The sequence below is a fragment of the Candidatus Zixiibacteriota bacterium genome (assembly GCA_035380245.1).
GTDB lineage: Bacteria > Zixibacteria > MSB-5A5 > GN15 > FEB-12 > DAOSXA01.
Window position 1 is genome coordinate 390911 of the sequence record DAOSXA010000002.1, and the last position, 12521, is coordinate 403431.

10 protein-coding genes and 1 tRNA gene are annotated in these 12521 nt (G+C 53.6%); 5 read left to right on the top strand and 6 right to left on the bottom strand.

Annotated elements, in window-relative coordinates:
• Positions 1–19 precede the first annotated feature (19 nt).
• The 6 genes from PLF13_06905 to metH all read right to left on the bottom strand — a co-directional run bounded on the left by PLF13_06905 (position 20) and on the right by metH (position 8210).
• Positions 20–490 carry a dTDP-4-dehydrorhamnose 3,5-epimerase family protein gene (locus tag PLF13_06905; GenBank protein HOP07004.1) on the bottom strand — a complete coding sequence of 157 codons (471 nt, stop codon included), beginning with the start codon at positions 488–490 and terminating at the stop codon, positions 20–22.
• 22 nt (positions 491–512) lie between these two features.
• Positions 513–1565: a dTDP-glucose 4,6-dehydratase gene (gene rfbB, locus PLF13_06910; GenBank protein HOP07005.1), complete on the bottom strand. Its 1053-nt coding sequence runs from the start codon at positions 1563–1565 to the stop codon at positions 513–515.
• A 102-nt stretch (positions 1566–1667) separates the two neighbouring features.
• The gene (gene rfbD, locus PLF13_06915) at positions 1668–2555 is read right to left on the bottom strand and encodes a dTDP-4-dehydrorhamnose reductase (GenBank protein HOP07006.1); all 888 of its coding nucleotides are present in this window, start codon (positions 2553–2555) and stop codon (positions 1668–1670) included.
• Positions 2542–3435, bottom strand: coding sequence for a glucose-1-phosphate thymidylyltransferase RfbA (gene rfbA, locus PLF13_06920; GenBank protein HOP07007.1), 894 nt, complete (start codon positions 3433–3435; stop codon positions 2542–2544). The genes rfbD and rfbA overlap by 14 nt, the downstream gene beginning before the upstream one ends.
• A 101-nt stretch (positions 3436–3536) precedes the next feature.
• Entirely contained in the window at positions 3537–4484 is a 948-nt protein-coding gene (locus PLF13_06925; protein HOP07008.1) for a methylenetetrahydrofolate reductase, read from the bottom strand.
• Between the two features lie 33 nt (positions 4485–4517).
• Positions 4518–8210: a methionine synthase gene (metH, locus tag PLF13_06930; protein HOP07009.1), complete on the bottom strand. Its 3693-nt coding sequence runs from the start codon at positions 8208–8210 to the stop codon at positions 4518–4520.
• A gap of 202 nt (positions 8211–8412) precedes the next feature.
• Here metH and hisS point away from each other — a divergent pair, with 202 nt between their 5' ends.
• From hisS to PLF13_06955, 5 genes are all read left to right on the top strand, one after another.
• On the top strand, positions 8413–9846 hold the full coding sequence (gene hisS, locus PLF13_06935; protein HOP07010.1) for a histidine--tRNA ligase: 1434 nt from the start codon (positions 8413–8415) through the stop codon (positions 9844–9846).
• A 177-nt stretch (positions 9847–10023) separates the two neighbouring features.
• Complete coding sequence (locus PLF13_06940; protein HOP07011.1) at positions 10024–10989, top strand: ROK family protein; 966 nt, start codon at positions 10024–10026, stop codon at positions 10987–10989.
• A gap of 22 nt (positions 10990–11011) precedes the next feature.
• Entirely contained in the window at positions 11012–11392 is a 381-nt protein-coding gene (locus PLF13_06945) for a hypothetical protein (protein ID HOP07012.1), read from the top strand.
• Between the two features lie 78 nt (positions 11393–11470).
• Positions 11471–11543: transfer RNA gene (locus PLF13_06950), tRNA-Phe, on the top strand.
• A 122-nt stretch (positions 11544–11665) separates the two neighbouring features.
• Positions 11666–12391 (top strand): hypothetical protein, encoded by a 726-nt coding sequence (locus PLF13_06955; GenBank protein ID HOP07013.1) that lies wholly within the window; start codon positions 11666–11668, stop codon positions 12389–12391.
• Positions 12392–12521: the final 130 nt, after the last annotated feature.

A 12521-nucleotide genomic window follows, 5' to 3' on the forward strand; every position in this document is an offset into this window, starting at 1 on the left:
CATCGGTGCTTCGACTCGTTCAATCAACCTGGAACGGCGAGGCGGGATCGTCTTCATGGCGAATTTCATCGACCGTTTCGCCTCGCCCCTGCCCCGCATACAATCTGTTAGGGGCATTGAAAACCAGACCGTCAACATCGCCGATGTTTTTATAGGCATGCACCACTCCGGCCGGGACAATCACTACCGCCGGATCTCCCTCACCGGCCTCGAGAGTCATACGCTTGCCAAACGTGTTCGAATCGGAACGGTTGTCCCAAAGATAGAGACGAAAGCGCGATGGTCCGATGAATCCGAAGAAATCAGCCTGATCGCGGTGCTCATGCGGTCCGCGTACCACCCCGGAATGGGTCATGGAGATATAAGCCATTACCGGCATGTAATCAGCCTCGATCTCATCGGACCGGAACAATTCGATCAACCAGCCGCGCCGATCGGTATGACGCGTCAACCGCTTGACAATGACTCCTTCAAAAATCTCCTGATTCATGGCATCTTCTCCGGCGCACGTTTCAACGGTCACCGTACATTCGTTCATAATACTGTCGATACTCGCCGCTGATGCAGGATTCTATCCAATCCTGATTATTCAGGTACCACTCCACCGTGTGACGAAGGCCATCCTCGAAACACAACTGCGGTTTCCAGCCTAACGCGGTTTCGATGTACGAAGCATCGATCGCATAGCGACGATCATGCCCCGGACGGTCGGCAACGAACTGAATCAACTCATCCAACGGTTCACAATCGGTATTTTTTCTGATCAAGGCGATGAGCTTACGCACCAGCTCGATATTGGTTATTTCGTTGTGACCGCCAATTACATACGTCTTACCCGCTTCTCCCCGGTCAAAAACCAGTTCGAGGGCTCGGCAATGGTCGTCTACATACAACCAATCACGGATATTACCGCCGTCACCGTAAACCGGCAGCGGCATCCGTCGAAGTGCGTTGCGAATCATCAGCGGGATCAGTTTCTCCGGGAATTGATATGGACCGTAGTTATTGGAACAATTCGTTATCACACAGTCAAGCCCATAGGTCCTATGATACGAGCGCACCAGGTGATCGGCCGCGGCCTTTGAGGCGGAATACGGGGAATTCGGACGGTAGGGGCTTTGTTCGTTGAAAAAGCCCTCAGTCCCGAGTGATCCGAACACCTCATCGGTCGAAACGTGATGAAATCGAAACGGTTGCCCTTGCTCGACTCGTTGCCGTGCCTGTTCGAGTAAATTGAAGGTCCCGTTGATATTCGTCTCGATAAACGCCTGCGGACCGATAATCGATCGATCGACATGAGATTCTGCTGCCAGGTGTATAACTCCGTCAACCTCGTGTCGGTCAAAACAAGTCCGGAGCGCATCGCTGTCGCGAATGTCGATTCGCTCAAAGACATAATTGGCGGATGATTCGAGACTCTTCAGATTAGTCAGGTTGGCCGCATAGGTGAGGCAGTCGATATTGATAAACTTAACCTCGGGATGTCTCGGCACTAAATAGAGTAAAAGGTTCGATCCGATAAAACCGGCGCCGCCGGTCACGGCTATACAGCGAGCTTGATGCATCACGGTCTGATCAACTCTAATGATTTAAGTTTCAATGCATTTGAAGGCTAATCCGGTAAACACCGGCAGTCAATTAAAAATCGGATTTGGAATAACAAGGGATCAGATCGTTTGGTTTTCGACAGCGAAGAACTCGTTGAGGGCATCCTTCCAGTCGGCCATGCGATTAATACCGAGTTCTTTGAGACGGGCGTTTTCAAGTACGGAATAAAAAGGACGTTCGGCCGGACGCGGGTATACCGAGGTGGCACAAGGCGAAACCATAACCGGGAGCCTGCAAGCCTCGACAATGGCCACGGCGAAGTCATACCAGGTAGCTTGTCCCTCCGCCGAAGCATGCACGATTCCAACCAATTCGTGTTCCAGGATCGCCTCTGTCTGGCGCGCCACTTCACGTGACCAGGTGGGACTACCGGTCTGATCGTCAACGACACGAAGCCATTCGAGAGATTCGCCGGGGACGAGTTGTTCGATTTTTTCGTTGATCACCTTGAGAATTGTATTTACGAAATTCTTACCGTTATGCCCATACAGCCAGGCGATACGCATGATCACGGAGTTATCTGCAATCTCGCTTACCAGCCGCTCCCCCTCCAGCTTGGAGCGGCCGTAGACGTTTATCGGATCCGGTCGGTCATCCTCGACATACGATTTCTTTTTCTTACCGTTAAACACATAGTCGGTGGAGTAATAAACCAGACGAGCCCCCACCTCACGACTAGCCAGCGCCACATTGCGGGAGCCATCGGCATTGACCGCCATCGCCCGATCAGGTTCCGACTCCGCACGGTCGACATCGGTATAGGCGGCAGTGTGCAAAACGACATCAGGTGCAATACTGCGAAACGTTCTACGCACTTCCTCCGGGTTGAGAATATCGAGATCTTCCAAATCAATTCCGGTCACATCGGCGCAGGAGCCGAAATAGTCCATCAACTCACGTCCCAATTGACCGTTGGAGCCGGTGATGAGGATTTTAGGAACCGCCATGCTCAATCTCCCGCACTACTTCGCGCAGGTAAGCCTTGTATGAATTGTCAACCATACCTTCGACCAATGCCGACACCTGTTCCTTGTTAATCAGGCGCATGCGATAAGCGATCTCCTCCGGACAGGCAATTTTAAGCCCCTGCCTTTTTTCGATAGTGGCGATAAAATTCGAGGCATCGAGCATACTCTCGTGAGTCCCGGTATCGAGCCAGGCGATTCCCCGTCCCAACTCGACGAAGCGGAGTTGCCCTTCGCGAAGATAGGCATTGTTGATATCGGTTATCTCGAGTTCGCCACGGGCCGAGGGTTTCAGGCTCCGGGCAATTGAGACCACCCTGGAATCGTAAATATAGAGTCCGGTTACGGCATAGTTCGATTTGGGTTGAGTGGGTTTCTCCTCGATTGATTTCACCCGCCGATCGCGATCGAACTCCACTACCCCATAACGTTGCGGGTCGCGCACATAATAACCGAACACCAGTCCGCCGTTGCGGAAATCACGCGCCGCACGGAGGAAATCGAATTTACCGTAGAAGATATTATCCCCGAGAATCAACACCACCGGGTCGTTTTCGATGAATTCTTCTCCAAGAATAAACGCCTGGGCAATCCCCTCCGGTCGCGGTTGTTCTTTATAGCTGATTCGCAGGCCGAGTGCGGAGCCGTCACCGAGTAATACTTCGAATCGCGGGAGATCATCCGGGGTGGAAATCAGGAGGATATCCGTCACCCCGAACATCATCAGGGTCGACAACGGATAGTAAATCATCGGCTTGTCATAGACCGGCAGGAGTTGCTTGCACATCACCTGAGTGGCTGGATAAAGACGACTTCCGGCGCCGCCGGCGAGAATAATACCCTTATGGACTTGTTGCGTCATGTCTAACCTTGTTTTTGCCCGTGTTCAGGATACGCCGCTTGTTGCATAGCTAGTGCACGGAGAAGGATCAACTAAAACCTGTCACCTGATCGTCAAGAGAACTACTTCCGTAACCGCGTCACCACTTTTTCGACCGACTTGACATCGTTAAACACGAAAAAGTGAATGCACTTAGCATCGTAATTGAGTAACTGCTCGCATTGCTGCACGGCCCAGTCAATACCGATCTGACGCACACGTTTGGGTTCATCGTTGACGGCATCTACCAGCCGATCCGGCAGGTCGATATGAAACCGTTTCGGGAGTAACGTCAATTGACGAGTGGAGTTGATTACCTTGATACCGGGAATGATCGGGACATCGATTCCGGCCCTGCGGCAGCGATCCGCGAAATCAATGAAGTGCATATTGTCGAAAAACATCTGGGTTACGATATAATCCGCTCCGGCGTCGACTTTTTCCTTCAGATATGCGATATCGGACGACAGATTCGGAGCTTCGAAATGCTTCTCGGGATAACCGCCGACGCCGATGCAGAGATCGATCGCCTCGCTCTCCTCCAGTTCATCGAGATAATAACCGTCGCGCAAATGGTCCAACTGCTCCACCAGTTCGAGGCTGTGCTCGTTGACCGTCCGCCCGGCCTGGATATCAACCTTGAAATTGGGTTCATCCCCTCGGATCGCCAGCACATTATGGATGCCGAGGAAATTCAACTCGATCATCGCATCTTCGGTCTCCTCGCGCGTGAATCCCTGGCAGAGCAAATGCGGCACGGTGTCGATATTGTACCGGTTCTGGATAATGCCGCAAATGGAAAGCGTTCCCGGTCGCTTGCGGCGTATCTTGCGTACGACGGTTCCATCCGGATTGGTGTCGTAGCTGGCGGCGGCGGAGTGGGCAGTCACATCGATGAAAGGAGGCTCGAACGGCATGAGACGCTCGACGATATCGAGAATTTCACGAGCGCTTTTACCCCGAGGCGGCGGAATAATCTCATAGCTGAAAAGCGGATTACGGGCTCGCTCCAGGTGTTCCGTAACGTACATAGGCTCGTCAGGTCCTTTCCCTCAAATGCAATCTCATTCCTTCACGCCCGCGGGATCGTAGCCAAGATTGGGCTGCAACAAGCGCTCCGCTTCCGAAAGAGTCAAGCCCTTGCGAGCGGCATAGTCAACGACCTGATCCCGACCGATCCGCCCCACGGCAAAATAACGCGACTCGGGATGCGCGAAATACCAGCCGGAGACCGATGCAACCGGCCACATGGCGAAACTCTCAGTCAAGCGTACGCCAATGCGCCGCTCAGCATCGAGCAGTTCGAATAACTTACCTTTTTCTGAATGATCCGGGCAAGCCGGATATCCGGGAGCCGGACGAATGCCGTTGTATTTCTCGGCAATCAACGCCTCGTGGCTCAGCTTCTCCCCTGCGGCATATCCCCAAAGTTCGCTTCGCACCAACTGGTGCATGCGTTCAGCCATAGCCTCGGCCAGACGATCCGCCAGCGCTTTGAGCATGATCGCATGATAGTCGTCATGCTCGCGTTCGAATCGTGCCGCGGCTTCAATCGCCCCGAGACCGGTCGTGACCACGAATGCTCCGATATAATCCGTGATACCCGTTTTAACCGGAGCCACGAAATCACTTAAACAAAGATTCGCCTTGCGCGAGGGCGAACGAAGCTGCTGCCGAAGATGACATAGACGAACATGAGTCTCACGGTGTGACCCATCCGGATAGAGGAGAATATCGTCACCGTTGCTCGCCGCCGGGAAAAGCCCCACTACGGCCTTTGCCGTTAGCAGCCTTTCGGAAACGATGCGATCAAGCAGCCGTCCGGCATCGGCAAACAATTGCCGCGCCTGCTCTCCCTGAGTGGGATTGTCAAATATATTCGGATAGCGACCGTTCAACTCCCAGACCTGGAAAAACGGTGTCCAGTCGATGTAGTCACACAACTCCTTCAGAGCATAATTCTCCAGAGTCGTGATACCGGGATGCGCCGGCTTAACGGGAGAGTATGCCGACCAGTCGATTGACAGCCTGGCCCGGCGGGCCTCTTCGAGCGGTATCAGATCCCGTTCGATCGTGCGACGTTCGTATTGCTCACGGGTTTGCTCATAATCTTCACGAACTCGGCTAATGAACGGATCACGCTTCTCTTCGCTGACCAGCGCCCCCACCACCCCGACCGAACGGGAGGCATCCGGCACATAAACAGTCGGTCCGTGATACGCGGGGGCGATTTTCACGGCCGTGTGGAGCTTGGAGGTGGTAGCGCCGCCGATGAGCAAAGGAATTTTCAGACCGCGACGATTCATTTCGTCCGCAACATGAACCATTTCTTCCAGCGACGGTGTAATGAGCCCGCTTAATCCGATAATATCGACTTTCTTCTCCAACGCCGTGGCAATGATTTTTTCAGCCGACGCCATTACACCTATATCGATCACTTCATAATTATTACAGCCAACTACCACACCTACGATATTTTTCCCGATATCATGCACGTCTCCTTTGACCGTCGCCAGCAGGAGTCGCCCGCGCTTATGCCTTTCACCCCGCCCCTTCTCCGCTTCAAGAAACGGCGTGAGTACCGCCACCGCCTTCTTCATCACCCGGGCCGACTTAACCACCTGGGGCAGGAACATTTTCCCGGAGCCGAACAAGTTGCCGACCTCGTTCATCCCGTTCATGAGCGGCCCCTCGATCACCGCCAGCGGCGATCCCAGTTCCTTATGAGCGGAGAGAGTATCTTCCTCGATAAAATCTACGATACCATGGATCAATGCATGCGACAGTCGTTCCGTGACCGGGACTTCGCGCCAGGACAGATCCTCGGCTTCTTTGTGTGTCAGACCGGTGGCTTTGGCCGCCAGCACCGTCAGGCGGTTCGCTGCCTGCGGATCGCGGTTGAGGATCACATCCTCGGCCGCCTGGCGAAGGTCCTCGGGGAGATCATCGTACACTGCCAATTGTCCGGCGTTGACGATCCCCATATCCAATCCCGCTTCGATGGCATAGTAAAGAAACACCGCGTGCATCGCTTCGCGTACGGTGTCGTTGCCCCGGAAAGAAAACGACAGATTGCTGATCCCCCCACTAACCAGCGCTCCGGGAAGTTCTGCTTTGATGGTACGACAAGTTTCGATAAAATCGACTGCGTAGGAATCATGCTCGGCGATGCCGGTCGCCACCGTGAGCACATTGGGATCGAAAATGATATCCTCGGGTGGGAAATCGATTCGTTCCGTCAGGAGGTGATAAGCCCTTTTGCAAACCGCCACTCGCTTATCATAACTCGTCGCCTGGCCCTCCTCATCGAACGCCATGACAACAGCCGCGGCGCCATAACGACGAATCAACTTCGCACGTCTCAGGAACTCCGCCTCACCGTCCTTGAGGCTGATCGAATTGACCACCCCTTTCCCCTGGACACATTTGAGGCCGGTTTCGATTATCTCCCACTTGGAGGAGTCGATCATGATCGGCACCCGGGCGATATCCGGATCGGACGCTACGAGGTTAAGGAAATGCTTCATTTCGGCCGGACCGTCAAGCATGGCATCGTCCATGTTGACATCGATTATCTGTGCCCCGGCCGCCACCTGCTGACGAGCAACCTTGACCGCTTTCTCGTAGTCACGTTCCTTGATCAGCTTCTTGAAACGGGATGAACCGGCCACATTGGTGCGCTCGCCGACATTAACGAAAAGAGAATCAGGCCCGATTGACAACGGCTCCAGACCGCTCAGGAAGGTTCGTTTCTTCTTCTCAGGGACTACTCGTGGTTTGAACCCTTCAACGGCCTGCTTAATCGCTCTTATATGTTCCGGTACGGTGCCGCAACAACCGCCAACGATGTTGAGCAAACCTTCACGAGCGTATTCGGCCAGAATTCCGGCCATACTCTCCGGCGACTCATCATAGCCACCCAACTCGTTTGGAAGTCCGGCGTTGGGATGCAGGGATATCGGTAACGGTGTGACATGGGACAACTCGATCAGGTAAGGCCGCATAGCTTCCGCGCCCATGGCGCAGTTGAGACCGAGACAGAACAGATCGGCATGACTGACCGATATCTGGAACGCTTGCGGCGTCTGACCAGAAAGGGTGCGACCGGAGGCATCGGTGATCGTGCCTGAAACCCAGAGGGGGATATCGAGGCCACGTTCTTCGAGGATGGAACGAATCGCAAACAAGGCTGCTTTGGCGTTGAGTGTATCGAAGACGGTCTCGACCATGAGCAGATCGGCGCCGCCGTCAATCAAACCCCGAGCTTGTTCGCCATAGGCCGCAGCCATTTCATCGAAATCGGTGTTGCGCGCGCCGGGATCGTTGACATCGGGCGAAATCGAACAAGTTCGATTGGTCGGACCGAGTGACCCGACCACAAAACGTGGTGTCGATGATTCCGCTTCATCGATTGCCTCGCAAGCCAATCGGGCGGCCGCTACGTTCATTTCATAGACGTACTGCTGTGTCCCGTAATCTCGCTGGGAAACGGCGTTGGCGTTGAAGCTGCTGGTGGTAACGAGATCCGCTCCGGCCTCGACATAAGCGCGGTAGACCGATTTCACCACCTCGGGTTGCGTCAGACTCAACAGGTCGTTGTTCCCCTTGAGATAGTTCGGATGATCGGCAAATCGCTCGCCGCGAAAATCCGCTTCGGTCAGCTCGTGCGATTGCAGCAGCGTGCCGGAAGCGCCGTCGAGAATAAGAATGCGCCGGGAGAGCAATTCGTTGAGCGTTTTTCGAACTGAGGCAGCCATAGTATATCCCTTTTCCGTTTATCAAAGTATGACACCCACCCGGTATCAACAACAGAATTCTGGAGATGATCGACTCTTTGCAGCTTCCAACAAAAAACTTTCTCGACCGCGCCAAATTCGTATATTGGCGACCGAATCGGCTGCAACCTGACAGCCGCAAAACAACCGTAGAAATAAGGACCTGAGCGATACGGCATTGGCAATGGGCAAAGACAAGAAAAAAAGCCAGAAGGTAAAACCCCAGCTTTGTAAGGGGTTCAAAGACTACACTCCCGAAGAACAAATAGCCCGCGAGGCGATGTTGACCAAAATTCGCGAGGTTTACGAACGGCATGGGTTTCTTCCGTTCCGAACCGCCTCGGTGGAATTGGCCGAGACATTGCTCGGGTCGCATTACAATCAGGACTCGTTGAAAGAGTTGTTCGGTTTCGAAGGCCCCGAAGAAACCGATATGTCTTTGCGCTACGAGTTCACCTTGTCGCTCGCTCGGTTCGTAGCCGGCAATCCGGACCTGCCGCTCCCCTTTAGAGGTTATCAATACGGCACGGTCTGGCGTGTCGATAAACCCGGTCCGGGACGTTATCGTGAGTTCATGCAATGCGACATGGATATCGTGGGGACCTCGAACCTGCTCGCCGATGCCGAGATTATCCAGACCATGGTTGAGACCCTGACCCATCTTGGCGTCAAGCGATTCAAGGTCCGTTTTTCGAGTCGTCGCATCCTCAACGGTCTGGTCGAATACGCCGGGATTCCGGCCGAGCGCGGTCCGGAAGTCATGCGGGTGATCGACAAGCTCGAAAAACAGGGACGCGAGGCAGTCCTGCTCGAGTTGGGACCGGGACGCACCGACCAGTCGGGCGATGTAATCCCGGGGTTGCATTTGGAAGACGGTCAGATCAAAGAGATTGACAAGTTTCTTTCTATCGCCGGTGAAGGTGACGAAGACCCGCTGTACGAGGTCGAAAAGCTCCTCGGACATATTGAGGAATCAAAGGCCGGTATCGAGGATTTGCGTCAGATTTTGTCGCTGCTGCACGAGATGAAGGTTGATCCAACCAGGTACGGCGTGGACCTGACCATCGTCCGAGGTCTGGGGTATTACACCGGACCGGTGTTCGAGACTACTCTGCTCGATTTGCCGGAGTACGGCTCGGTCTTTTCGGGCGGCCGTTACGACAATCTCGTCGATCGGTTCCTGAATCGGTCTATCCCGGCGGTGGGCACCTCGATCGGTGTCGATCGACTGCTGGCGGCGTTGATCGAGCTGAAGGCGATTGAGTTGAAACAGTCTACTTCACGCGTGCTGGTCACCGTCATGGACCGCGAACGTCTCCCCGATTATCTCGAAATTCTGCGTGAGTTGCGCAAGGCGGGTATCCCGGCCGAGATATTTGAGGGTGACACGAAAAATCTCACCAAACAGATCAAGTACGGCGATAAAGTCGGCATCCCGTTCGCGGTGATTGCCGGCTCCGAGGAATTCGAAGCCGGCACGATTACGGTCAAGAATTTGGAGGCCGGGCGCGAGAAAGCCCGTGTCACCGACGACCGCGAGGAATGGCTCAAGGCCGAAGATATCCAAGAGACCATCCCCAGAGCGAAGCTGTTGGAGTGGGTGCGAAACTCTCAATAACGCTGAGGTGATTTGTTCCATTACCTATAGTCTAATCCTCAGTAAAAACAGAGCTGTGTCACATAATTCTTTAGCCTTGACACTCTCAACCACACTGCCTTATTTCGAGCGTGACGACTGCCCCATCGGACAGGGCCGCCGCCGGCAACTACAAAGACCCGCATTCTGAGGAAACCGATGTCCAAACGCGCTTATGCCGGTATCGATATCGGCGGGACCAATGTTAAATTTGGTTTAATAGACCGCAACGGTCAGGTGATTCACCGTGAGCAGCGGCCAACCATGGCCGAAAAGGGACCTGTTCCCCTTCTCCATCTCATCACGAACATAGCAGAGCGCATTCTCTATTACGCTGCCGAGGAAGAATACACGGTTGACCATGTGGGAGTGGGTTCACCGGGAGCAGTGGATTTCAAAACCGGAACGGTAATTGGCCCCTGTCCCAACATTGAGGGCTGGACCGGTACAAAAATCGCCGAGACCCTTTCGGAACGTATCAACCTGCCGGTTTATGTCGACAACGACGCCAACGCCATGGCTCTGGCCGAATCTAAATTCGGAGCGGCGATCGGAGCCAACTCCGTTGTCTGCGCCACGGTCGGCACCGGGATCGGCGGCGGTATTATCCTGAACGGCAAGGTCTGGCGCGGTGCAACCGGTTCCGCCGCCGAGGTGGGTCATGTCCCCATCTCCATGGATGGTCCTCTCTGTGCCTGCGGCTCCCGGGGTTGTGTCGAAGCGTATTGTTCTAGCCGAGCGATCATCGAACGAACCCGTTCCAAACTCAAAAAGAATCTCTCACCGGTTTTCAATGAGATTCTCAACGGGGATATCGATTCGATTAACATCAAAAAGCTATTTGCCGCAGCTCGGAAACAGGACGAAACCGCCCTTGAGGTTCTCAGCGAAACAGCCTACTATCTTGGTATTGGTTTGGCCGGAGTTGTGAACCTTTTAAACCCCGAGATCGTAGTAATAGGGGGTGGAATTGCGGATGGCGGCGGCGGATTCGTGGAAATGGTCGCAGCCGTGATTAAGGAACGCGCTTGGGATTCGGCCACCCGGGAACTGCGCGTGGCGCGGGCTCGACTCGGCAATGATGCCGGCTTTATCGGAGCGGCTGTCCTGGGTGAATCCGGATGAGTTTAGACCTTAGGAGATTTAGATGAGTGAGAAAGTGATTGTCGATGATCGCCCTTTGCCTTTCAAACTGGCCGGCTGGTGGGGTTATACCGTAGCATCGGTTCTTCTGATTTACGGCTCTGTAAAAATTATTCTGAGTTTCCTCGATCATGATTACGGCACGATGAGTACCTCAATCATGTTTCTAGTACTTGGATTAGTCCTGCTCGCCCCGGCGGTGGCCTTCAAAGATCATCGTCCCTGGGGTTATTATGGCCTGATTGCGGTGAACATTCTTATCATCCTGCTGGCGATTATCGGTTATCAGCATTACGAGAATTTTATCATGCTGGCCCTTTCAGTCGGCGCCCTGGCAGCGTTATTTTCGTCACAGACTAAGAACTATTTGTTCAATCGTCGCTAATTTTCAATTGACATCAGCCGAAAAGATGATAAATTGGCACACTCTATCGCTATCGCAGCGATGGAGTTAGAATAACTCGGCGCCCTAGCTCAGCTGGTAGAGCAACGGACTGAAAATCCGTGTGTCCGCAGTTCGACTCTGCGGGGCGCCAGTTTTTTTTACCCTATTCCTCCCCCTTCTCCCCCGGGGTTACATTCATTCATGATTGACCAGTCAACTTTTGCTCGTATATTATAGGAAATGTTAAGCCCTGACAGCGGGAGTAGTTTATCCATGAGAGCACGGCATGCAATTCTGTTAACATTAGTTGTATTCATGATGATTTCATCGGGTTGCCTCGATAACTGGTCGCCGTCCACTTCACCAGCCAAGTCACCGGCGGTTACAACGTCAGTGTCGGAATTCGACTTCGGTTTCGTTGAACCCTACACGATTCTTCCATACCCTTTTTACGCTCACTCTACAGGCACCCTGCCTTTGACCTTCTATAGTGCGAGCGGATCGTCCTGGTCGCGACTGGGTGAAACTCCCGGCAACGGCAACATTCTGCCGGGAGACAGCCTGCAACTGGTTTGTTGGTACCGAAGCAGAGATTACAACGCTACGGGATACAGACCGATAACCGTCTATTTCAACGACGGCGATCTCTCGATTGTCTTCAACCTTGCCGGTTACCTGCTAGAATATTTCGAGCATCCGCTGGAGACCGACTCACTTCGCCGTGAATTCCCGTTCACCGGCAGCTCCGATGAACTGACCTCATTAGTGCCGTTTTATAATACAACCGAGGACACCGCCTGGATCACTCCGGTGTTGCTCCCCGACAGCCGTGTAGACGTGAGCTTCCCGGAGTTTATCCCCCCTCAGGAAACAAGTTGGGTTGAAATCGATGTTAACGGTCGCCCTGTCGGTTCGAGCTATTATCAGGCTACTACCTTTGACGTACAAACCTCGTACAGCAGTCGGTACACCATCGGTATTTACAGGGCGGGCAAATAGATATCGTCAGAATCAAATCCAAACGCTTGACCGAAAAATACCGCTATGGTTTAACATTCTCCTAACTTTCCCTGTCGGTATTTCGTAAATTCCACCAAATGAGCATGAGCAGAGCTATGACCAGACTGGT

Bases quoted from the DNA above. Each gene is read 5' to 3' on its own strand.
- PLF13_06905 (HOP07004.1), bottom strand. From the start codon at position 490: ATGAATCAGGAGATTTTTGAAGGAGTCATTGTCAAGCGGTTGACGCGT.
- rfbB (HOP07005.1), bottom strand. From the start codon at position 1,565: ATGCATCAAGCTCGCTGTATAGCCGTGACCGGCGGCGCCGGTTTTATC.
- rfbD (HOP07006.1), bottom strand. From the start codon at position 2,555: ATGGCGGTTCCTAAAATCCTCATCACCGGCTCCAACGGTCAATTGGGA.
- rfbA (HOP07007.1), bottom strand. From the start codon at position 3,435: ATGACGCAACAAGTCCATAAGGGTATTATTCTCGCCGGCGGCGCCGGA.
- PLF13_06925 (HOP07008.1), bottom strand. From the start codon at position 4,484: ATGTACGTTACGGAACACCTGGAGCGAGCCCGTAATCCGCTTTTCAGC.
- metH (HOP07009.1), bottom strand. From the start codon at position 8,210: ATGGCTGCCTCAGTTCGAAAAACGCTCAACGAATTGCTCTCCCGGCGC.
- hisS (HOP07010.1), top strand. From the start codon at position 8,413: ATGGGCAAAGACAAGAAAAAAAGCCAGAAGGTAAAACCCCAGCTTTGT.
- PLF13_06940 (HOP07011.1), top strand. From the start codon at position 10,024: ATGTCCAAACGCGCTTATGCCGGTATCGATATCGGCGGGACCAATGTT.
- PLF13_06945 (HOP07012.1), top strand. From the start codon at position 11,012: ATGAGTGAGAAAGTGATTGTCGATGATCGCCCTTTGCCTTTCAAACTG.
- PLF13_06955 (HOP07013.1), top strand. From the start codon at position 11,666: ATGAGAGCACGGCATGCAATTCTGTTAACATTAGTTGTATTCATGATG.